This is a genomic window from Pseudomonas sp. H11T01 (assembly GCF_048515765.1).
Lineage (GTDB): Bacteria > Pseudomonadota > Gammaproteobacteria > Pseudomonadales > Pseudomonadaceae > Aquipseudomonas.
The window spans coordinates 169,395-190,691 of record NZ_JBLYED010000006.1; the positions used below are offsets into that span (position 1 = coordinate 169,395).

Sequence of the window (21,297 nt, forward strand, 5' to 3'; positions counted from 1 at the left end):
ACAGGCGGGCGTCAACAACCCGCTCAAAAACACAACAAATGAGGGCGTGAAAATGGTGTTGAATAAACGTGCAACGGCGTTACTTGCAGCAGGTTTCCTGGCAATCACCTGCACGGCAGTCAGTGCGGCTGACAGCATGAGTTTCGTCAGTTGGGGCGGCTCCACCCAGGATGCGCAAAAGCAGGCCTGGGCCGACCCTTTCAGCAAGTCCAGCGGGATCAAAGTGGTCCAGGACGGCCCGACCGACTACGGCAAACTCAAGGCCATGGTCGAAAGCGGCAACGTGCAATGGGACGTGGTCGATGTCGAAGCCGATTTCGCCTTGCGCGCAGCGGCTGAAGGTTTGCTCGAGCCGCTGGACTTCAAGGTGATCCAGCGCGACAAGCTCGACCCGCGTTTTGTCTCCGATCACGGCGTTGGCTCGTTCTTCTTCTCCTTCGTCCTCGGTTACAACCAGAGCAAGCTCGGCGCCAAGGCACCGGAAAACTGGACCGCGTTGTTCGACACCAAAGCCTTCCCGGGTAAACGCGCACTGTACAAATGGCCTAGCCCTGGCGTGCTCGAACTGGCCCTGCTGGCCGACGGCGTTCCGGCCGACAAACTCTATCCGCTGGATCTGGATCGCGCATTCAAGAAACTCGACACCATCAAACAGGACATCGTCTGGTGGGGCGGCGGCGCGCAATCCCAACAACTGCTGGCCTCCGGTGAAGCCAGTCTCGGTCAGTTCTGGAACGGTCGGATCCATGCCCTGCAAGAAGATGGCGCACCGGTCGGTGTGAGCTGGAAGCAGAACCTGGTCATGGCCGACTTCCTGGTCATCCCTAAAGGCTCGAAAAACAAGGATGCGGCCATGAAATTCCTGGCCAACTCCAGCTCCGCCAAAGGCCAGGCCGACTTCTCCAACCTGACCGCCTATGCGCCGATCAACACCGATAGCGTGCAACGCCTGGACTCAGTACTGGCACCTAACCTGCCGACTGCCTACGCTAAGGATCAGATCACTCTTGACTTCGCGTACTGGGCCAAGAATGGTCAGAGCATCGCGACACGGTGGAACGAATGGCTGCTCAAATGAAAATGACGGCCACTGCGTCCCGTCAATCCAATCCGGTCGGGGGCGCCACTGGCGCCGCCGTTCCGGCTCCAGCCAAGGCGGCGGTAATGAAGCGTTCCGCTCCACTGGCCCAACGTTGGCGCGGTGCCAGCAACCTGCTGCCGGCACTGCTGTTCCTGGGTCTGTTCTTCTTCGCACCGCTGATCAGCCTGCTGCTGCGCGGGGTTCTCGAACCAACGCCGGGGCTGGGCAACTATGCCGAGCTGTTCGCCAACTCGGCGTATGCCCGAGTGCTGGTCAACACTTTTTCGGTGGCCGGCCTGGTGACCCTGTTCAGCCTGCTATTGGGCTTTCCGCTGGCCTGGGCGATTACCCTGGTCCCGCGTGGCTGGGGCCGCTGGGTGCTGAATATCGTCCTGTTGTCGATGTGGACCAGCCTGTTGGCGCGCACCTATTCCTGGCTGGTACTGCTGCAGGCTTCAGGGGTGATCAACAAGGCCTTGATGGCCATGGGCATCATCGATCAACCGCTGGAGATGGTGCATAACCTGACCGGCGTGGTGATCGGCATGAGCTACATCATGATTCCGTTCATCGTCCTGCCGCTGCAGGCGACCATGCAAGCGATCGATCCGATGGTGTTGCAGGCCGGTTCCATCTGCGGCGCCAGCCCTTGGAGCAATTTCTTCCGGGTGTTCCTGCCGCTGTGTCGGCCGGGGCTGTTCTCCGGTGGTTTGATGGTGTTCGTTATGTCTCTGGGCTACTACGTCACCCCGGCACTGCTCGGCGGTGCGCAGAACATGATGCTGCCGGAATTCATCATCCAGCAGGTGCAATCGTTCCTCAACTGGGGCCTGGCCAGCGCGGGCGCAGCCTTGCTGATCCTGATCACCCTGGTGCTGTTCTACTTCTACCTGAAGCTGCAACCGGAATCCCCGGTCGGCTCCAGCAACTCGAGGTAAGCCATCATGTTATTGACCGCCAATGCCATGAGCCGGCGCATGCGTTTTAGCCTTTACCTCACCACCGGGGTCATCGCGCTGTTCCTGTTGCTGCCCATCGTGTTCATCGTGCTGCTGTCGTTCGGCTCCTCCCAGTGGCTGGTGTTCCCGCCGCCGGGCTGGACGCTGAAGTGGTACACGCAATTCTTTTCCAACGCCGACTGGATGGACGCCGCCTATGCCAGCCTCAAGGTCGCGGTGCTGACCACGATCTTTGCCGTGGCGTTGGGCTTGCCGACCGCCTTCGCGCTGGTGCGTGGACGCTTCCGCGGCCGGGAGATGCTCTATGGGCTGTTCACGCTGCCGATGATCGTGCCGCTGGTGATCATCGCCGTGGCGGTGTACGCGCTGTTTCTCAAACTCGGCTACACCGGGACGATGTTCGCCTTTGTGGTCAGCCATGTGATTGTCGCGTTGCCGTTCACCATTATTTCGATCATCAACTCGCTGAAGCTGTTCGATCAGTCGATCGAAGATGCCGCAGTGATTTGTGGCGCTTCACGCCTGCAAGCGGTGTTCAAGGTGACCTTTCCGGCGATCCGCCCGGGCATGGTTGCCGGTGCGCTGTTCGCCTTCCTGGTGTCGTGGGATGAGGTGGTCCTCAGCGTGATGATGGCCAGCCCGACCCTGCAAACCTTGCCCGTAAAAATGTGGACCACCTTGCGTCAGGACCTGACTCCCGTGATCGCCGTCGCCTCGACGCTGCTGATCGCGCTGTCGGTACTGGTCATGGTGATCGCCGCCGCTGTGCGCCGGCGCAACGAAGTCAGCGCCTGAGCGCCTGGGAGTAAGTAATGAGTGCCGTGATCAAAGACCCCGCACAGCAGGACAACAAGACCCTGGTCAGCCTGTGCAACCTGAACAAGTACTACGGCGACTTCGCCGCCGTGGACGACATCTCGCTGGACATCCAGGACGGTGAATTCCTGACCTTCCTTGGCTCCAGCGGCTCCGGTAAAAGTACCACCCTGTCGATGCTGGCCGGCTTCGAAACCCCGAGCAGCGGCGAGATCCTGGTCAATGGCAAATCGCTGGTCAACGTGCCGCCGCACAAACGCGACATTGGCATGGTGTTCCAGCGTTACTCGCTGTTCCCGCACCTGTCGGTACGCGACAACATCGCGTTCCCGCTGGCCATCCGCAAACTGGCCACCGCCGAACGGGAACGTCGGGTTGATGCGATGCTCAAACTGGTGCAACTGGATCAGTTTGCCCATCGCCGCCCTTCTCAACTGTCCGGCGGCCAGCAGCAACGGGTAGCGATTGCCCGGGCACTGGTCTACGAGCCGCGCATCCTGCTGATGGACGAACCCCTCGGCGCGCTGGATAAAAAGCTGCGCGAAGACCTGCAGGATGAACTGCGTCAGCTGCATCGCCGGCTGGGCATCACCATCGTCTACGTGACCCACGATCAGGAAGAAGCCATGCGGTTGTCGCAACGCATCGCGATCTTCAGTCATGGCAAGATCGTCGGCTTGGGCAGCGGCTATGACCTGTATCAGAACCCGCCGAATGCCTTTGTCGCCTCGTTCCTCGGCAACTCGAACTTCCTCAAGCTCAAGGCCCAGGGCAATGCCGTGGCGACCTTCGAAGGCCAACCGCTGTCGATCCGCCTGACTTCGGGGCTGCAGACCGATCAGGAGGTGCTGCTGATGGTACGTCCGGAAAAAGCCCTGGCCCTGAGCGTCGAACAGTCCGCCAGCGAAGCCCTCGCGCCGGGCTGGAACGAAGTGTCGGCCAGGGTCACGGAAGTGTTGTTCCTCGGTGAAAGCCAGACCTGCAGCGTGGTCACTTCCGGTGGTACCGCGATGACCGTCAAGGCGCTGTCCGCTGCGGGTATGCCGCTCAAAACCGGCGATCCGGTGCGTGTGCGCTGGGCCACGGCGGATGCCTGCGTCTATACCCAGTGGGCGGAGAGTGATTTGAACAAGGCGGCTGGGGCGCACTGATCTTCTTTTCTGCCAAATCAGGCCAACGCCCTTTGACGAGGGTGTTGGTTTTTTTGTGGATGGTGGAATGCTTCGGGTTGTTCGTAAGGCTCAAAAACCACCCCTCACCCCAACCCTCCCGAAACGTCGGACCGCCCCAGAGGGGCGAGGGAGCAGAATGTGGATATCTGAGGAAGTGCTGCGACCTGAAAGTACAAGGTTGAATTCATAATCGACTCGGTTTCACAGGTCGCAGCGGCTCGACAAACACTGAAGATCAGTCCCCTCGCCCCTCTGGGGAGAGGGCTAGGGTGAGGGGTGGTTTTAGGATCCGAGAGCAACAAAAAACCACTTGCAAATGACATATTACGGTATACCATCAGACACATAACCCCTACAAAAAAAGGCGCACAGCGCTACCGTCTGACCGAGGAACATCCAATGATCGACGCGAACGTCTACAAATTAGTCATGGGCTCCTTCCCTTCCGGTGTGACGGTCATCACCACGCTGGACGACGAGGGCCAAATCGTCGGCCTGACGGCCAGCGCGTTCAGTTCGCTGTCGATGGACCCGGCACTGGTGCTGTTCTGCCCCAACTACAGCTCCGACTCTTACCCGGTGTTGATCAAGAACAAGCGCTTTGCCATTCACTTGCTGTCCGGTGAGCAACAGAACGAAGCCTATGCCTTCGCCCGCAAAGGCAAGGACAAAGCACAAGGTATCGAATGGACCCTCAGCGAGCTGGGTAATCCGCTGCTGAGCAATGCCACGGCGATTATCGAATGCGAGCTGTGGCGCGAATACGAAGGCGGCGATCACGCCATCATGGTCGGCGCCGTAAAGAACCTGATCGTGCCGCAGCAACAGACCCGTCCGTTGGTGTATTGCCGCGGCAAGATGGGCGCGCTTCCGGCCTTTGCCTGATCCCAAACCCCGCGCCTGTAGCTGACAGGCCAACAACAAAAAATTCGAGGTATGCGTCATGAAGTTTTCGTTATTCGTCCATATGGAGCGCTGGGATGAGCACGTCAGCCACCGCCAATTGTTCGAAGACCTGACCGAGCTGACCCTGATGGCCGAGGCCGGTGGTTTCAGCACCGTGTGGATCGGCGAACACCACGCCATGGAATACACCATCTCCCCAAGCCCGATGCCGCTGCTGGCCTATCTGGCCGCCAAGACCACCACCATTCACCTGGGCGCCGGCACCATCATCGCGCCGTTCTGGCATCCATTGCGGGTCGCCGGCGAATGCGCCCTGCTCGACGTGATCAGTAACGGCCGCATGGAAGTCGGGCTGGCCCGAGGCGCCTATCAGGTCGAATTCGACCGCATGGCTGGCGGCATGCCCGCTTCGTCCGGCGGCCAAGCGCTGCGGGAAATGGTTCCGGTGGTGCGTGCTTTGTGGAAAGGCGACTACGCCCACGACGGTGAGATCTGGAAATTCCCGACCTCCACCAGCGTGCCGAAGCCGATCCAGCAGCCGAACCCGCCGATGTGGATCGCCGCCCGCGACCCGGACTCGCACAACTTCGCCGTGGCCAACGGCTGCAACGTGATGGTCACGCCGCTGATGAAAGGCGACGAAGAAGTGCTCGACCTGAAGAACAAGTTCCAGGCTGCGCTGGATAACAACCCGGACGTACCGCGCCCGCAACTGATGGTGCTGCGCCACACCCATGTCCACAGTGCCGATGACCCGGAAGGCTGGAAAGTCGGCGCCAAGGCGATCTCGAAGTTCTACCGCACCTTCGATGCCTGGTTCGGCAACAAGCAAGTGCCGGTCAACGGCTTCCTGGCACCCAGCCCGGAAGAGAAATTCGCCGGTCGCCCGGAGTTCGAACTGGAGAGCCTCCACAAGACCGCGATGATCGGCACCGCGGAGGAAATCATCCCGCGCATCAAGTACTACCAGGAACTGGGCGTCGACGAATTCAGCTTCTGGTGTGACAACAGCCTGCCCCACGCCGAGAAAAAGAAATCCCTGGAACTGTTCATCAAGCACGTCGTGCCTGCGTTCAAGTAAGCCTGGAGTTACCCATACCGCCGGATCAACCTGGGTCCGGCAGCCCCCGATCAGCCTTGCCTGTCATGGTCTATGTTCATGATAAACAGTCGATTCAACCCACATGCAAGCTCCCCTGCTCCAGGCGCTGAACTGGCGTACTTGCGTGGCGATTCGACTTCTTCGCACATCCATCTCAAGCGCTTGCGCGCCTGCGTGTCGGCCAAGCAAAACGGCTTCTGGCAGACAATCACCTGAGCACACCCTGAGTTAGAACCACACCCCGACCGGACTTCGCCTGGCGAATCCTGTCGCTGTGTACTCTGCTTCGACTCGATTTGATCGAGTCCGCGAGGCGGCCGTTTGCGCCCCGCTCTTCATCAGGTTTGCTCATGAATAATAAAAACGCACTTTTAATCATCGACATGCAACAGGAAGATGGCTTCACCCTGGAAAATCTCGAGGGGGTCATCACCCACAACCTTGCATTGCTCACGGCTGCCCGCCGCGGCGCTATCCCGGTGTTCTATACCCGACACATCAATCAGGCTGACGGTTCCGATCTGCCTCCCGGTGAGCCCAGGTCCGACGATGGCGGCCCAAGCAGCTACCGGGCCGGCACCGCTCAAGTAGAAATCATTGCCGCGCTGGCGCCCCGGCCGGACGAGCAGGTCATCGATAAACATCGCTACAGCGGTTTCCATCAGACCGACCTCGACGCACGACTCAAACACCTGGGTGTCGACACCTTGATCATCAGCGGCGTGCTGACCGATGTCTGTGTGTTGACCACTGTATTCGACGCCTTTTCCCTGGGCTATCGCATCCAGCTGATCACCGACGCCTGCACCACCAGCACCTGGGCAGCGCACTATTCTGCGCTGCTGATCATGGCCAACTGGGTGTACGCCATTGAGTTGTTCACCTGCGAGCAATTCCTGCGTTCGCTGCGTGGTGAGCATTTCGTCTGCTGCGCCCCCGGGCAGCCGGACCTGTTCGCCCACCAGCCTGACGAGTTGACGAACACCATTGCCCGCTTCCAATCCAGCCTTCAGTGCCAGGAGTGACTGCCATGAGCATCGAAAAAAGAAGCATCGATTTCATTCCTGAATCCGAACGCTATGGCAAACCCGGCTCGCTGTTTTTCATCTGGTTCGGCGCCAACATGAACATCACCACCATCGCCTCAGGCGTGCTGCCGGTGGTGATCGGGCTGAATCTGTTCTGGAGCGCGCTGGCGATCATTCTGGGTTCACTGCTAGGCGCGATCTTCATGGCGTCGCACTCGGCCCAGGGACCCAAACTGGGCATCCCGCAAATGATCCAGAGCCGCGCGCAGTTCGGGGTGATCGGGGCGATCCTGCCGTTGCTGTTCGTCATGCTGATCTACCTCGGCTTCTTCGTCAGCAACACCTTGCTGGCCGCCCAGGCCCTGGAGACTGTCAGTCCGCTGGGCAGCAATGCCAATATCTTTGTGATCGGCGCGTTGTGCTTCGTGGTGGCGTTGTATGGCTACCGGCTGATTCATCGCCTGCAAAAACTGCTGTCGATCCTCTCGCTGCTGGTGTTCATCGCCGCCACGCTGCTCGCACTGAGCCTGCCGATCCCGGCGGTGCAATGGGCGGCGACGGACTTCTCGCTGGCGAAATTCCTGATGGCGGTGAGCATTGCCGTGACCTGGCAGCTGTCTTATGCCCCGTATGTCGCGGACTACTCACGCTACTTGCCGAGCAAAACGCCGATGTCCCAGGTGTTCTGGTACAGCTACGCCGGAACGGTCAGCGGCGGTGCGTGGATGATGATCCTGGGCGCGATCCTCAGCGTCGCCATTCCCGACTTCGCCAACAATGTCGGCGGCCATGTTGCCGGGTTGTTCGGCCCGGTCGCCCTGCTGCTGTTCGCGTTTATCGTCTATGGCCAGGTGTCGATCAACGTCTTCAACCTGTATGGGGCGTTCATGTCGACCATCACCGTGATCGAACCCTTCGCCCGCCTGCGCGTCACCCCCCGGGTCAGAGGCGTGTTCATGCTGATCATCAGTCTGGTGGCCACGGCGTTGTGCACCATCAGTCAGGGTGACTTCATCAACTTCTTCCTCAACTTCATTTTCTTCATGAGCTATTTCCTGATCCCCTGGACCGCGATCAACCTGGTCGACTTCTACTGGCTGAGGAAAGGCGAATACCGGATTGACGATATCTTCGACATGAACGGTATCTATGGCCGGGTCAACTGGATCGCCTGCGCCAGTTTCATCGTCGCGATTTTGGTGGAGATACCCTTCATGAACACCACCCTTTACGTCGGTCCGCTGGCCACGCAGCTGGAGGGCATCGACCTGGCCTGGGTCGTCGGCCTGGTAGTCCCGGCCCTCAGCTACTACTGGCTGATGAGACTCGGCAAGCAGGTTTCAAGGGTGGGTGAACTGTCGTAAAGACACTGCGCAGAGGTTGATCACCGCTCAGAACACATCGCCCGCTCCTGAAGGATATTCAGGGGCGGGCTTTGAGGGGAAAGCCCACAGACGTTTTGACGCAGCCTTACACCCGTACCCCGCTAATGCAGATGAAATCGATGAACGCGCGCAGTTTCGGTGTGAGGTAGCGGCTCGATGGCCATACGACCTGCATCTGTAAGGTGCGCAGTACCTGACCGGGCAATATCGACTCCAGCTCACCGTCAGCCAGCGCCTCGCGTACCGCAAACTCGGGCACGCAGGCGATGCCCAGCCCTTGCCTGGCCGTATGGATGAGCATGTCGAGGTTGTTGCAGACCATCGTCGTCGGCACCTTCAATTCCACGCCATCCTGAAACCCCACCAGCGGCCACTTTTCCAGTTTGCCCGTCGAAGGCAGTTTGTAATGCAGGCACTGGTGCTCCAGCAGCTGCTCGACAGTGCTCGGGTAACCCTGACTCGCAAAATACCCTGGCGCGCCGACCAGATGAAACTCGAAGCTGTCCAGCGTCCTCGCCATCAGCCGGGAATCGCTCAACTGGCCTGTGCGCACCACGGCGTCAAAACCTTCCTCGACCACATCCACCAGCCGATCGGTGAAGTCCAGTTCCAGCTGAATATCCGGGTAGCGCTGCATGAACCGTGACAGCTGCATGAACAGTACGTTGCCCAGCAGCGGGAGGCTGATGCGCAGTTTGCCTCGCGGTGCCTCGCTGGAGCTGGAGAGTTCCTGCTCCGCCGCTTCCAGCTCGCGGAGCACCTTGCGGCAGCGCTCCAGAAACAGCGCGCCCTCGGCAGTCAGATTGATGCTCCGGGTATTGCGGTGGAACAGCCGTGTGCTCAGTTTCTCTTCCATGCGGGCAATGCTTTTGCCGACTGCCGAGGCGGAAACCCCGAGCAAGCGGCCGGCCGCGACAAAACTGCGGCTTTCGGCGACCTGCACGAACACCGTGATGCCATTGAGCTTATCCAACGCTCACTCCTTTGATTGCGGACAAAAAGGTCCGTAGACCGCGGAATTGTAGCCTCTGTTTCCCCCGCAGTGCCCCGCTCTACCATCGACGCACGCAGATTCACCCTCCAACCACCAAGGGTCAGACATGTCCGTCAATGAACCGCTTCGCCCATTGCAATCCCTTCGCTCGTTCGAGCCCGTCCAGTTGGGTTCACGGATCGATACCGTGCTCAAGCAGACCCTGCACGACCAACGACTGGTCGGCGCCGTGGTGCTGGTCGCCCATCGTGGCCAGCTTATCTATCACCGCGCGGCCGGCCTGGCCGATCGCGAAGCGCAATTACCGATGCGCGAGGACGCCCTGTTCCGATTGTCTTCGGTGTCCAAGCCGATCGTTTCGGTGGCGGCACTGGCACTGGTCGCCCAAGGCCGGATCGGCCTTGACGATGACATCAGTCGCTGGTTGCCCTTCTTCAAGCCGACCCTGAGCGACGGCCAGCCCGCGACCATCACCGTCCGCCAGTTGCTGACCCATACCGCCGGCTTTACCTATGGTTTTCTGGAAAGCGATCAAGGCGGACCTTATCGCGATGCCGGTGTATCCGACGGTATGGAGCGCAGCAGCCTTTCGCTGGAAGAAAACCTGCGCTGCCTGAGCCACGCCCCGCTGCTGTATCAGCCGGGCAGCGCCTGGGGCTACTCGATCGCCACCGACGTGCTGGGCGGACTGATCGCCGCGGTATGCGGCACTTCCCTGGCCACGGCCATCGACCAACTGATCGCACGGCCACTGGGATGGCGCGATACCGGTTTTAGCGTTGGCGACGTCAGCCGCTTGAGCCCTGCGTACCTGAATGAGCAGCCATGGCCGCGGCGCATGAAGGATCTGGAAGTGATTCCGGTCTTCGAAGGCACCGCCGGCATCAAGCTGGAACCGGCCCGGGCACTGGACCCACAGGCCTTCAATTCCGGTGGTTCCGGATTGGTCGGTAGCGCTGGCGAGTTCCTGCTGCTGCTCGAAACCCTGCGCAAGGGTGGCGCGCCGTTACTGCCTAAAGCATTGGTCGATGAAATGGGCAGCAACCAGACCGAAGATCTGGAATTGGCCAACTGGCCCGGTCGCGGTTTCGGTCTGGGCTTCACCGTACTCAAGGATCCGGCAGCCGCAAAGACCGCCGAATCGGTCGGCAGCTGGCGACTGGGCGGTGCTTATGGGCATTCCTGGTTCGTCGATCCGGCAGAGCAGTTGACCGTGGTCGCCTTCACCAACACCGCCTTCGAAGGCATGTTCGGACAATTCACCCTGGACCTTTGCAACGCCGTCTATGGGCAGTGACCCGTTGGAGTCTGACTCATGAAAATGCTCCATCCGATTTATTTCCTGGCACTAGGCCTGTTCGGCGTTTACACCATCGAGTTCGGCGTGGTCGGGATTCTTCCGGTGATCATCGAGCGCTTCTCGATCAATGCGTCGCAGGCGGGTCTGTTGGTGGGTCTGTTCGCGCTGATCATTGCGGTATTCGGCCCGATCATGGTGTTGCTGCTGTCGCGCTTCAACCGCAAGAAGATCCTCGCTATTGCCCTGTTCATTTTCGCCGGGACCAGTGTGCTGTCGGCCTATGCGCCCAACTTTGAATCGCTGATGGTGCTGCGCATCATCCCGGCACTGTTTCACCCCGTGTATTTTTCCCTGGCGTTCGTCGCAGCCACCTCACTCTACCCGCCACAGGAGTCGACCCGCGCCGCTGCCAAAGCCTTTGTCGGCACCAGCATGGGCATGGTGCTGGGGGTGCCATTGACGACGCTGATCGCTGCGCAATTCTCCTACGAAGCCTCGTTTCTGTTCTGCGCCGCGGTCAACTGCATAGCGGGCATCGGGATCATTGCTCGACTGCCGGACTCACCCGGCAAACCCGGCATTTCCTATAAGGAGCAGTTGGCAATTCTGCGTAAATTCCCGCTTTGGCTGAACATCACCGCCTCGACCCTGATTTTCGCTGCGATGTTTTCCGTGTACAGCTACTCGGCCGAATACCTGGCCAAGGACGCCGGCATGAGCGCGCAATGGATCAGTATCCTGCTGGTGGTCTTCGGTATCGGCGGCGTCGCCGGCAACCTGTATGCCGGCAAAGTGATCGGTCAGAACAGGGTCAGGACGACAATCTTGCATCCCATCCTGCTGGCCGCAGCCTATGGGTTGTTGTACCTGTTCGCCGGCCCGTCAGTGCTGACGATGCTGGTGATCGTAATGATCTGGGGCGCGACCCATACCAGCGGACTGATCGTCACGCAGATATGGCTGACCTCGGAAGCGCCGCAGGCCCCGGAGTTCGCAACCGGTATCTATATCTCGTTCATCAACCTGGGCGTGACGATCGGTTCCACCACCGGCGGCTGGTTCCTTGCTCGTATGGGCTTGCAGGGCACCCTTTACAGTGGCTTGCTGTTTGCCGCGCTGGCCGTGTTGGTCATCGTAGTAAAAGTGCTGTTTTTCAGTGCTGTGCCGCGCAAGGACGGCACGCAAGTAGCAGCTGTCGAGTAGAACGAGGCAGCGTTCGAGCCGGGGTCGCGCTCGACCGGAGTCCTCGTAAAACCTGTGCTCGCGGTTCATCTGAAACACCGAGGTGCAGGGTTTTACGGCTGCTTCGCAGTCGGACGCTGCCTCGTGTTACTCGACAGCTGCTACGCCCTGCGTCAAAAAATGTGTAGATACCTATGGCCTGATCAGCGAAGCCGTTTCGCCAGGGTTTGATTTTGCGGATATGGCGTTGGGTAGTCAGCAGAACAGAACGGCCTCACCCCCCATTCTCTTCAAGGAACAAAACGATAGCCAACACCGGTTTCGGTGAGGAGATGGCATGGCTGCGACGGGTCAGCCTCGATCTTCTTGCGCAAGCCTCCCATGAACACGCGTAGGTACTGCGTATCGGCTTGATGGGATGGCCCCCATACCGCCTTGAGCAATTGGAGATGCGTCAGCACTCGGTCCGGGTGGGCGCACAAGTGAGTCAGCAGGCGGTATTCCAGTGGGGTCAGGTGCACAGGGACGCCAGCGCGCTCCACGATGCGCCGATCCATGTCGATCCGAACGTCGCCAAAGGTCACGATCGACGTGCTTTCAACGCTCTTCACGCTCCGGCGCAACTGGGCCCGGACTCGCGCGAGCAGTTCACCGGTGCCGAACGGTTTCACCAGATAGTCATCGGCACCGGTGTCCAGCGCAACGATCTTGGCGGACTCGGCACTGCGCGCCGACAAGACGATAATCGGAACCTGCGACCAGGTGCGCAGATCGCGGATGAGGTCGACCCCATCGCCATCAGGCAGTCCGAGGTCAAGCACGATGAGATCGGGACGTCGTGTCCCGGCTTCAATGAGACCACGCTGAAGCGAATCGGCCTCATACACCAGTAACCCCTCGGCTTCGAGTGCCATGCGTACGAAACGCCGGATTTCGAATTCGTCCTCGACGATCAGGACACGCAGCGCCGTTTCACTCATGATGTTGGCCCTCGTCAGTCGGCTCCGGCGACAGTTCGATAATCGGCGGTTCTGCGCGTGGCAGACGCAATATGAAGCGTGCGCCGCCATCCGGACGCGTGACGCCGAGAACCGTTCCTCCATGAGCCTGAGCAATGGCCCGGCTGATGGCAAGCCCCAGCCCGACGCCAGGGATCGTGCTTTCCTTTTTGCCGCGCTCAAACTTGCTGAATATCGCTTCCTCGTGCCCTCGCGGCAATCCAGGGCCATAGTCGTCGACCCATAATTCCACCGTATCGTCGGTGGCAGCAGCACCCATTCTGATGAGCGTATCGGGCGGGGTGTACTTGCCAGCGTTCTCTAGCAAATTGACGAGAATTCGTTCGATCAGCACCGCATCGATGTTCACCAGCGGCAGGTCTTCAGGAAGCGCGACCTGCACCGGGCGTGATCCTAACGCTGGACGAATGGCCCTCAGTGAGCTGCCCACGACTTCCTCCAGGGGCTGCCACTGGAGATTCAGCGCAACGGCGCCAGATTCGAGTTTTGCCATGTCGAGCAGATTGTTCACCAGGGTGTTCATGCGCAGCGCTGATTCACGTATCGCATGAGCAATCTCAACGGATTCGCCGATCAACGGGGGCTTCGCCAACGTCAGTGTTTCTGCCAATCCGACCATCGCCGTGAGGGGTGTTCGCAGGTCATGTGAAATCGCAGCAAGCAGCGAGTTACGCAGGCGCTCCGACTCCATCTGAACCGTGGTGTCCTGAGCGACATTGACGTAATGAATTCTTTCGAGCGAGATGGCCAACAGCGATGCGCAGGTGTCGAGCAGGCGTCGCTGCTCCGGAACACCCAATCGAGTGGCATCGCGTGGCTGTACCGCCAATACACCGCGCACGCGCATGGGTGCCGACAGCGGCAGATAAAGTGTAGGGCTCGCCGGAAGGGTATCCGTTCCGTATCCAGCTGCCTCGGCTTTATCAAAGGACCATTGGGCAATGGCAGAGTCGACCTCAGGAGCATCGCCTGTGGTCATCGGCGCTTGCAGCTTGTCGTTGTCATCCGCGACGAGCAATGCTGCGCGTGCGTTGAATTCGTCTGCGAGAAAACGTGTGCCGATCTCTGCCACTTGCTCGGTCATTAGCGCTGCCGATAGCTGTCGGGACATCTCATACAGCGCTCGCATGCGATCTTCGCGCCTTTGGGCTACCCGTGCCTGGTAGGTCAGGCCGGCAGTCATTTGCCCGATCACCAACGCCACAACGAGCATTACACCGAAGGTCACCAGGTACTGGACGTCGCTGATGGCGAACGAAAAACGCGGTGATACGAAGAAGAAGTCAAACGCACCCACCGAAAGAAATGCGGCGAGAACCGCCGGACCGCGACCGTAGCGAACCGCTATGGCGACGACCGCGAGCAGGAACAACATCACGATATTGGTCAGTTCGAATACCCGCAACAGCGGCGTGGCGAGCAACGTGGTCGCCGCACAGATCGCGGCACTCATGCCGTAGGCGGACCACACCACGCGACGCTCACTCCCGACGGCTGCCTTCTCGGGTCGTGTACGTTGTAATGCCGGGAGTGCTATCTGAACCACGTCCAGGTCGGTTCCACGCTCACCGATCCGATGCGCCAGCAGGCGAGTCCAGGGCCAGCGGCGCGGCGTATCGTCACGGCCAAGCACTACCTTTGAGAGGTTGTGCTGTCGTGCATACTTGACGAGGGTCTCGGCAACGTCCTGGCCAGCCAGGGTCGAAATCTGTGCCCCCATCTCTTGGGCGAGTTTCAAGGTGCGCAGGACGCGATGTCGCGTTGCATCGGGCAGACGCTGCAATGCGGGTGTCTCGACATAGACGGCATGCCAGGGCACGTTGAGTTGGGCCGCCAGACGTGCGGTCGAACGCACGGTTTTCTCTGCGGACTCATCCGGGCCGACGCAGGCGAGCAGAGAATCCCGTGTCCCCCAGACCGGCTGTACCGCGCCGCTCTGGCGGTATTGCAGCATCTCATTGTCGACCCGGTCGGCCGTTCGGCGCAGTGCCAACTCTCGCAGTGCAATGAGATTGCCCTTGCGGAAGAAATTGTGCACCGCGCGTTCGGCCTGATGCGCCAGGTACACCTTGCCCTCCTTCAAACGCTGCAGCAGGTCGTCGGGCGGCAGGTCGACGATAACGACCTCGTCTGCGGTGTCGAATACGTGGTCGGGCACTGTCTCCCGGACCCGGATGCCGGTGATACCGCCGACAATGTCGTTCAGACTTTCCAGATGCTGAACGTTCATCGTCGACCAGACATCAATGCCTGCATTGAGGAGTTCATCCACATCCTGCCAGCGTTTTGGGTGCCTGGAGCCTGCGAGATTGGAATGCGCCAGCTCATCGATCAGGATCAGCGCTGGCTTGCGCTCAAGAGCTGCGTCGAGATCGAACTCAGTCAGCGTGCGATCCTTATAGAGGACTTGTTTCAGTGCAAGCTGTTCGAGTCCCGAGACCAGAGCTTGCGTCTCGGCGCGACCGTGGGTTTCAACCACGCCAATCAGCACATCGACACTCTGCCCCTGCGCCGTACGGGCGGCGGCGAGCATCGCGTAAGTCTTGCCGACACCGGCGCTGGCACCGAAAAAAATCTTCAGCCGGCCGCGCTTCGCCTGCGACTCCTCCTCGCGAATCTGCGCCAGCAATTGATCCGGGTCAGGGCGTTGTCCGTCCATCAGGACCACCGTGTATGAGTCGGCTCTCAGCGTGCGGCGTCGAGTGCCAGGTTCAGTGCCAGGACATTGACCCGTGGCTCGCCCAGGAACCCGAGCAATGGGCCTTCGGAGTGTTCGGCAATCAGCGCGTGCACCCGTTCGAGCGGCACGTTGCGCGCCCGTGCGACCCGGCCCGCCTGGTAGTCGGCCGCAGCCACACTGATGTGTGGGTCAAGCCCACTGGCAGAACTGTAGACCAGGTCGGCGGGCATCGTTGCGTTGTTGCCTGGATCAGCAGTGCGCAGCGCTTCGATACGCTGTTTGACGGCATCGGCCAAGGCCGGATTCAGTGGCCCCAGATTCGATCCACTCGAGGCGCTTGCGTTGTAAGGCATTGGGCTCGTGGCGGAAGGACGGCTCCAAAAGTACCCGGGATCACTGAACGCCTGGCCGATCAACAGAGAGCCCACCGGCTTGCCGTCCTTCTCGATCAGACTGCCGGCTGCCTGCTGGGGGAAGATCAACCTGGCGATGCCGGTCATGGCCAGCGGATAGGCCACCCCGGTCATCAGCGAGAGCATCAGGAACAGCGTTAACGCAGGACGGAGCAAAGATGACATTTGAGATGACATTTGATCGCTCCTTCAAGCCAGGCCAACAACTGACAAGGTCATGTCGATCAGCTTTATGCCGATAAATGGCACGATCACGCCACCGAGGCCGTAGATCAACAGATTCCGGCGCAGCAACAATGCCGCGCCGACCGGGCGATACCTGACACCTTTCAACGCCAGCGGGATCAGGAAGACGATGATCAGCGCATTGAAGATCACCGCAGACAAGACCGCCGAGTTCGGGCTGGTGAGCCCCATGATGTTGAGTGCGGAGAGCTGCGGATAGGTGGTCACGAAAGCAGCCGGGATGATCGCGAAGTACTTCGCGATGTCGTTGGCGATCGAGAATGTGGTGAGTGAGCCGCGGGTCATCAGCATCTGCTTACCCGTTTCCACCACCTCGATCAACTTGGTCGGGTTGCTATCGAGGTCGACCATGTTGCCGGCCTCTTTGGCGGCCTGGGTACCCGAATTCATCGCCACCGCGACATCGGCCTGAGCCAGTGCCGGTGCATCGTTGGTGCCGTCGCCGGTCATCGCGACCAGCCGGCCTTCGCTTTGGTGGCTGCGGATCAGCCGCAACTTGTCCTCAGGCGTCGCTTCGGCCAGGAAGTCATCAACCCCCGCCTCGGCGGCGATCGCCGCTGCGGTGAGGCGATTGTCACCTGTGACCATAATGGTCTTGATGCCCATACGGCGCAGCTCGGCAAAGCGCTCCTTGATGCCGCCTTTGACGATGTCTTTGAGCTCGATAACACCCAGCACCCGGGTCCCATCCGCCACGACGAGCGGTGTACTGCCGCGGCGAGCCACTTCGTCGACAATCGCTTGCACCTTCTCCGGAAAGTTGCCACCGAGGGCTTCAATATGTTTGTGGATCGCTTGTGCTGCGCCCTTGCGTATCTGCCGGGAGTCCATGTCGACGCCGCTCATGCGCGTCTGCGCCGAGAAGTGAACAAAGTGCGCACCAAGGGCATGGATGTCGCGCTCGCGCAGTTTGAACCGCTGTTTTGCCAGCACTACGATGCTGCGGCCTTCGGGGGTTTCATCGGCCAGCGAGGCGAGTTGCGCAACGTCGGCCAGCTCCGACTCCTTAACGCCCGGTGCGGGCAGAAATACCGATGCCTGACGATTACCAAGCGTGATGGTGCCCGTCTTGTCGAGCAGTAACACGTCGACGTCACCGGCGGCCTCCACCGCCCGCCCCGAGGTGGCAATCACGTTGGCCTCCATCATGCGGCTCATGCCTGCTACACCCACCGCCGACAGCAGGCCGGCAATGGTCGTGGGAATCAGGCAAACCAGTAGCGCGACCAGTACAGTGATGGAGATGGGCGATCCGGACTTCGCCACCTCGACGCCGTACAGCGAGTACGGCAGCAGGGTGACCGTGACGCCAAGAAACACGATGGTCAGCGCAACCAGCAAGATCGATAACGCGATTTCGTTCGGGGTCTTCTGCCGCTTGGCGTTCTCGACCATTGCGATCATGCGGTCGACGAAGGTTTCACCGGGGTTCGTCGTGACGCGTATGACGATCCAGTCAGAGAGTACTCGCGTCCCTCCGGTCACCGCCGAAAAGTCGCCGCCCGCCTCCCGTATTACCGGCGCTGATTCGCCCGTGATTGCTGACTCATCCACTGACGCGGCACCCTCGATCACGTCGCCGTCCGCAGGAATCAGAGAGCCCCCGAGATCGCCCGCTTCGACCACCACCACGTCGCCCTTGCAAAGATCGCCGGACTGAGCCAATTGCCATTCAGCGCCATAGTGGGGTTCGCGCAGTTTCTTGGCCCAGGTTTCCTTTTTGAGGTCACGCAGGGAGGCCGCCTGAGCCTTGCTGCGACCTTCAGCCAGGGCCTCGGCAAAGTTGGCGAACAGTACCGTGAACCATAGCCACAAGGTTACCGCGATGATAAAGCCGCTGCTGGCTTCGCCCTTGCCACTCAGTGCCTGGATCCACAAGGCGGTGGTGAGGATCGCACCGACGTAGACAACGAACATGACCGGGTTGCGCCACTGCACCCTCGGGCTGAGTTTACGTAGGGACTCGACGATGGCCGGCCTGATCAAGGTCGGGTCGAACAAGGTGAATGATTTGCGTGTCATGGTCTTGGGCTCACTTGAACAGCACCAGGTGTTCGACGACCGGCCCCAACGCAAGCGCGGGTACGTAGTTCAGTAAGCCGACCAGCAGCACGGTGCCGATCAACAGAACAACGAATAGCACGCCATGGGTAGGCATCGTCCCAGCCGTCACGGCCAGTCGTTTCTTGGCCGCAAGGCTGCCGGCGATTGCGAGTACCGGTACGATGACGCCGAAGCGACCAAACCAGATCGCGACAGCAAGCAGCGTGTTGTAGAAAGGCGTGTTGGCCGACAGACCAGCGAAGGCACTGCCGTTATTGTTGGCAGCCGAGGTAAAGGCATAAAGAATTTCGGAGAAGCCATGGGCGCCGGGGTTGGCAACGCCAATCCGCCCTGCGTCGGCCATCACTGTGATGGCTGTCCCGAGCAGCACCAGCAGCGGGGTCACCAGAATGGCGATGGCCACCATTTTCATCTCGTAGGCCTCAATCTTTTTGCCGAGATACTCTGGCGTGCGGCCAATCATCAGCCCGGAAATGAAGACCGCGAGGATGGCAAACACCAGCATCCCATACAGGCCTGAGCCGACACCGCCGAACACCACTTCGCCGAACTGCATCAGTATCAGTGGAACGGCGCCGCCCAGCGGCGTGAACGAGTCGTGCATGGCGTTGACGGCACCGCACGAAGCCGCCGTGGTAACGGCGGCGAACAGGCTCGACCCGGCGATGCCAAAGCGCACCTCCTTACCTTCCATGTTGCCCGCGGCCGCATCGACGCCCAATGCAGAGAGCTGTGGATTGCCGAGCTGTTCGTAATGGGTGACAGCCACTACCGCGATGATGAAAATCGTCGTCATCGCCGCCAATACCGCCCAGCCCTGTCGCTGATCACCGACGATACGACCGAACATGAAACACAGCGCAGTCGGGATCAGGAAGATGGCGATCAACTGAAAGAAGTTCGCCAGCGCGGTCGGGTTTTCATAAGGATGCGCCGAGTTGGCGTTGAAGAAGCCGCCGCCGTTGGTGCCGAGCATCTTGATTGCCTCTTGCGACGCCACCGGCCCCATCGCAAGTGTTTGCGTGTGGCTGGTGTTGCTCTGCATGACGGCGTTGCCCTGCGCGTCCATCATCGGCTTGCCGGAAGCATCGAGCGTGGGTGATGGGTATTGCGTCACCTCAAGTGTCGTCACTTCTTTGTACGAATCAAAATTCTGGATAACGCCCTGGCTGACAAAGAACAGCCCGAATACCAGCGACAGCGGCAACAACAACCACACGGTCACGCGGGTAATATCTGCCCAGAAATTGCCGATGCTGGCCACGCTGTGGCGCGCAAAGCCACGAATCAGTGCCGTCACGACCACAATGCCAGTGGCCGCCGACATAAAATTCTGCACTGTCAGCGCGAGCATCTGGGTCAGATAGCTCATCGTCGCTTCGCCGCTATAGCCCTGCCAGTCAGTGTTGGTGACAAAGCTGGCCGCCGTATTGAACGAAGAGTCGGGGCTGATGGCGCCAAAACCCTGCGGATTGAACGGAAGGACACCCTGCAGCCGCTGCAGCGCATAGACGGCCAGCAGCCCGAGAATATTGAACAGCAGCAGCGCGAGCACGTACTGAAGCCAACCCATCTCGGTGTCTGCCTTGACGCCGGCGAGACGATATAACGGCGCCTCGATGTGCGAGCCAACCGTGAACCGGCCCTCCATCACCCTGGTGAGCCAAGCGGCGAGTGGCCACGCCAGTACACCCAGCACCACGAAGAAGGCGCCAAGCAGAGTCCAGGCCTGGATAGTCACGAGAAGTCCTCCGCAAACAGCAGCGCTGCAACGAGGTACACCAGCAGCCCGAACGCCACCAGGCCGCCACAGAGATAGAAGCCGCTCATGAGGGTCTCCTGTTCAGCGCCGCACAACCAAGGGCCAGGCCAACCAGGATGACGAAGAACAACGCACCGAGCCCAAGAAAGACGATGTCCATCACGATTCCTCCTGTGATGCTGCCTAGGCTAGTGATTCGGGTATCAAGATGCTGAAAATATTCCGGGTGGCGAGATAAAGATCTCGAAAAGACGGGCGGCCCTGAGGTTAATGCCAGTTAAGGAATTTCTGGCTTCACATATTCCCCGTAGGACCGCGTCGTCGCCTTAACTGATAGGCAGTGACGCGGAGCGTCACGGGCTGCATTCCCACGCAGAGCGTGGGAACGATCACCGGTTTTGGGCCTGCTGCGCAGGCCAGCGGGAGCAAGCTCCCTCGCCACAAAAGCCGCTCACATTATTAGATCGCGTTCCTTTCTGGGAGCTGGGCTTGCCCGTGAAGGCCTTCTAGCAGGCAACAGAGTTATTCGCTGGAGCTAAAGCAGATACCCCTTGGGCGCATGATCTGACACCAAGCAATCAACCAAAAAAACGGGCGGCCCTGAGGTCGCCCGTTTTGTTTATGGCGCCATCTGCGCCCGCAATCGCCGTCCGATCACGTCCATCAGATCGCAGCCGTCGCGCAGCGGGATGGCGAGGACTCGGGCGAAGTCGTGCAGCACCACGGCGTCGCTGCTGATCTCCTCGCGCATGCCGAGGTTTTCCAGCAACTGGGTTACGGCGCGAATGCGGTAGTCAGCCATCTCCTGCAGTACATCGAGGGGCGCTTCGGTGTCGATCAGCAGGGCGTGGAAGTCGTTGTCGACTCCGGTGATGGGCATGTATCGGTTCATGGGTAAAGCTCCACTAAATTGAAGAGAGCTACCGCTCAATCGTCGCCAAACGAAAGGGTGGCAGCTGTACGCAGGTTGGCGAACCGGAGTGGAGACCGGCAGACCCGAAGGTCTCCCGCGCACAGCTGCCATAAAGCAGCCTTGCGGGTGCACAAGCGCCTGCAAGCAAGCAGACAGCTTTTGCATACCACTACCAGGTCGCCAAACCCGGTCGCCATATGGGCGACCGGCGGACTATAAGCTTCGTCCTCAGAACGATGCAAGGTGTTGATGTGACGGGATTTCCGAGACAGGCG

At 60.1% G+C, this 21,297-nt stretch carries 19 protein-coding genes; 11 read left to right on the forward strand and 8 right to left on the reverse strand.

Annotated features, from left to right (window positions below):
* Positions 1–52 precede the first annotated feature (52 nt).
* The 9 genes from ACN1C3_RS10250 (at position 53) to ACN1C3_RS10290 (ending at position 8,428) form a co-directional block, all read left to right on the forward strand.
* On the forward strand, positions 53–1,078 hold the full coding sequence (locus tag ACN1C3_RS10250) for an ABC transporter substrate-binding protein (protein WP_419115695.1): 1,026 nt from the start codon (positions 53–55) through the stop codon (positions 1,076–1,078).
* Positions 1,075–2,019, forward strand: a complete 945-nt coding sequence (locus ACN1C3_RS10255) for an ABC transporter permease (protein WP_419115832.1) — start codon at positions 1,075–1,077, stop codon at positions 2,017–2,019. Before ACN1C3_RS10250 ends, ACN1C3_RS10255 begins: the two co-directional genes overlap by 4 nt.
* Before the next feature lie 6 nt (positions 2,020–2,025).
* Positions 2,026–2,835 carry an ABC transporter permease gene (locus ACN1C3_RS10260; RefSeq protein WP_419115696.1) on the forward strand — a complete coding sequence of 270 codons (810 nt, stop codon included), beginning with the start codon at positions 2,026–2,028 and terminating at the stop codon, positions 2,833–2,835.
* Positions 2,836–2,852: 17 nt separating this feature from the next.
* Positions 2,853–4,007, forward strand: coding sequence for an ABC transporter ATP-binding protein (locus ACN1C3_RS10265; protein ID WP_419115697.1), 1,155 nt, complete (start codon positions 2,853–2,855; stop codon positions 4,005–4,007).
* Positions 4,008–4,427: 420 nt separating this feature from the next.
* Entirely contained in the window at positions 4,428–4,913 is a 486-nt protein-coding gene (locus tag ACN1C3_RS10270; protein ID WP_150806618.1) for a flavin reductase family protein, read from the forward strand.
* A gap of 58 nt (positions 4,914–4,971) precedes the next feature.
* Positions 4,972–6,015, forward strand: a complete 1,044-nt coding sequence (locus ACN1C3_RS10275) for an LLM class flavin-dependent oxidoreductase (RefSeq protein ID WP_419115698.1) — start codon at positions 4,972–4,974, stop codon at positions 6,013–6,015.
* A gap of 78 nt (positions 6,016–6,093) precedes the next feature.
* Complete coding sequence (locus tag ACN1C3_RS10280; protein ID WP_419115699.1) at positions 6,094–6,252, forward strand: hypothetical protein; 159 nt, start codon at positions 6,094–6,096, stop codon at positions 6,250–6,252.
* Positions 6,253–6,386: 134 nt separating this feature from the next.
* Positions 6,387–7,061 carry a cysteine hydrolase family protein gene (locus ACN1C3_RS10285; protein WP_419115700.1) on the forward strand — a complete coding sequence of 225 codons (675 nt, stop codon included), beginning with the start codon at positions 6,387–6,389 and terminating at the stop codon, positions 7,059–7,061.
* Between the two features lie 5 nt (positions 7,062–7,066).
* Positions 7,067–8,428, forward strand: coding sequence for a purine-cytosine permease family protein (locus tag ACN1C3_RS10290; protein WP_419115701.1), 1,362 nt, complete (start codon positions 7,067–7,069; stop codon positions 8,426–8,428).
* Positions 8,429–8,534: 106 nt separating this feature from the next.
* Here ACN1C3_RS10290 and ACN1C3_RS10295 read toward each other — a convergent pair whose 3' ends face one another.
* Positions 8,535–9,422 carry a LysR family transcriptional regulator gene (locus ACN1C3_RS10295; protein WP_419115702.1) on the reverse strand — a complete coding sequence of 296 codons (888 nt, stop codon included), beginning with the start codon at positions 9,420–9,422 and terminating at the stop codon, positions 8,535–8,537.
* A gap of 127 nt (positions 9,423–9,549) precedes the next feature.
* Here ACN1C3_RS10295 and ACN1C3_RS10300 point away from each other — a divergent pair, with 127 nt between their 5' ends.
* Positions 9,550–10,740 (forward strand): serine hydrolase domain-containing protein, encoded by a 1,191-nt coding sequence (locus tag ACN1C3_RS10300; RefSeq protein ID WP_419115703.1) that lies wholly within the window; start codon positions 9,550–9,552, stop codon positions 10,738–10,740.
* An 18-nt stretch (positions 10,741–10,758) separates the two neighbouring features.
* Positions 10,759–11,946, forward strand: a complete 1,188-nt coding sequence (locus ACN1C3_RS10305) for an MFS transporter (RefSeq protein ID WP_419115704.1) — start codon at positions 10,759–10,761, stop codon at positions 11,944–11,946.
* Positions 11,947–12,215: 269 nt separating this feature from the next.
* Here the strand turns inward: ACN1C3_RS10305 and kdpE are convergent, their stop codons facing one another.
* The 7 genes from kdpE to ACN1C3_RS10340 form a co-directional block, all read right to left on the reverse strand.
* Entirely contained in the window at positions 12,216–12,905 is a 690-nt protein-coding gene (gene kdpE / locus ACN1C3_RS10310) for a two-component system response regulator KdpE (protein ID WP_419115705.1), read from the reverse strand.
* Positions 12,898–15,603: a two-component system sensor histidine kinase KdpD gene (kdpD, locus tag ACN1C3_RS10315; protein WP_419115706.1), complete on the reverse strand. Its 2,706-nt coding sequence runs from the start codon at positions 15,601–15,603 to the stop codon at positions 12,898–12,900. The genes kdpE and kdpD overlap by 8 nt, the downstream gene beginning before the upstream one ends.
* A 26-nt stretch (positions 15,604–15,629) precedes the next feature.
* Entirely contained in the window at positions 15,630–16,202 is a 573-nt protein-coding gene (gene kdpC / locus ACN1C3_RS10320; protein WP_419115833.1) for a potassium-transporting ATPase subunit KdpC, read from the reverse strand.
* Positions 16,203–16,226: 24 nt separating this feature from the next.
* A complete protein-coding gene (gene kdpB / locus ACN1C3_RS10325; protein WP_419115707.1) occupies positions 16,227–18,305 on the reverse strand; it encodes a potassium-transporting ATPase subunit KdpB in 2,079 nt (692 codons plus the stop codon).
* A 10-nt stretch (positions 18,306–18,315) separates the two neighbouring features.
* Positions 18,316–20,088 carry a potassium-transporting ATPase subunit KdpA gene (gene kdpA, locus ACN1C3_RS10330; protein WP_419115708.1) on the reverse strand — a complete coding sequence of 591 codons (1,773 nt, stop codon included), beginning with the start codon at positions 20,086–20,088 and terminating at the stop codon, positions 18,316–18,318.
* A complete protein-coding gene (gene kdpF, locus ACN1C3_RS10335; protein ID WP_419115709.1) occupies positions 20,085–20,177 on the reverse strand; it encodes a K(+)-transporting ATPase subunit F in 93 nt (30 codons plus the stop codon). The genes kdpA and kdpF overlap by 4 nt, the downstream gene beginning before the upstream one ends.
* 551 nt (positions 20,178–20,728) lie before the next feature.
* A complete protein-coding gene (locus ACN1C3_RS10340) occupies positions 20,729–21,001 on the reverse strand; it encodes a hypothetical protein (protein ID WP_419115710.1) in 273 nt (90 codons plus the stop codon).
* Positions 21,002–21,297: the final 296 nt, after the last annotated feature.

Coding starts and splice junctions, on each gene's coding strand:
- ACN1C3_RS10250 (WP_419115695.1), top strand. CDS start 53: ATGGTGTTGAATAAACGTGCAACGGCGTTACTTGCAGCAGGTTTCCTG.
- ACN1C3_RS10255 (WP_419115832.1), top strand. CDS start 1,075: ATGAAAATGACGGCCACTGCGTCCCGTCAATCCAATCCGGTCGGGGGC.
- ACN1C3_RS10260 (WP_419115696.1), top strand. CDS start 2,026: ATGTTATTGACCGCCAATGCCATGAGCCGGCGCATGCGTTTTAGCCTT.
- ACN1C3_RS10265 (WP_419115697.1), top strand. CDS start 2,853: ATGAGTGCCGTGATCAAAGACCCCGCACAGCAGGACAACAAGACCCTG.
- ACN1C3_RS10270 (WP_150806618.1), top strand. CDS start 4,428: ATGATCGACGCGAACGTCTACAAATTAGTCATGGGCTCCTTCCCTTCC.
- ACN1C3_RS10275 (WP_419115698.1), top strand. CDS start 4,972: ATGAAGTTTTCGTTATTCGTCCATATGGAGCGCTGGGATGAGCACGTC.
- ACN1C3_RS10280 (WP_419115699.1), top strand. CDS start 6,094: ATGATAAACAGTCGATTCAACCCACATGCAAGCTCCCCTGCTCCAGGC.
- ACN1C3_RS10285 (WP_419115700.1), top strand. CDS start 6,387: ATGAATAATAAAAACGCACTTTTAATCATCGACATGCAACAGGAAGAT.
- ACN1C3_RS10290 (WP_419115701.1), top strand. CDS start 7,067: ATGAGCATCGAAAAAAGAAGCATCGATTTCATTCCTGAATCCGAACGC.
- ACN1C3_RS10300 (WP_419115703.1), top strand. CDS start 9,550: ATGTCCGTCAATGAACCGCTTCGCCCATTGCAATCCCTTCGCTCGTTC.
- ACN1C3_RS10305 (WP_419115704.1), top strand. CDS start 10,759: ATGAAAATGCTCCATCCGATTTATTTCCTGGCACTAGGCCTGTTCGGC.
- kdpE (WP_419115705.1), bottom strand. CDS start 12,905: ATGAGTGAAACGGCGCTGCGTGTCCTGATCGTCGAGGACGAATTCGAA.
- kdpD (WP_419115706.1), bottom strand. CDS start 15,603: ATGGACGGACAACGCCCTGACCCGGATCAATTGCTGGCGCAGATTCGC.
- kdpC (WP_419115833.1), bottom strand. CDS start 16,202: ATGTCATCTTTGCTCCGTCCTGCGTTAACGCTGTTCCTGATGCTCTCG.
- kdpB (WP_419115707.1), bottom strand. CDS start 18,305: ATGACACGCAAATCATTCACCTTGTTCGACCCGACCTTGATCAGGCCG.
- kdpF (WP_419115709.1), bottom strand. CDS start 20,177: ATGAGCGGCTTCTATCTCTGTGGCGGCCTGGTGGCGTTCGGGCTGCTG.
- ACN1C3_RS10340 (WP_419115710.1), bottom strand. CDS start 21,001: ATGAACCGATACATGCCCATCACCGGAGTCGACAACGACTTCCACGCC.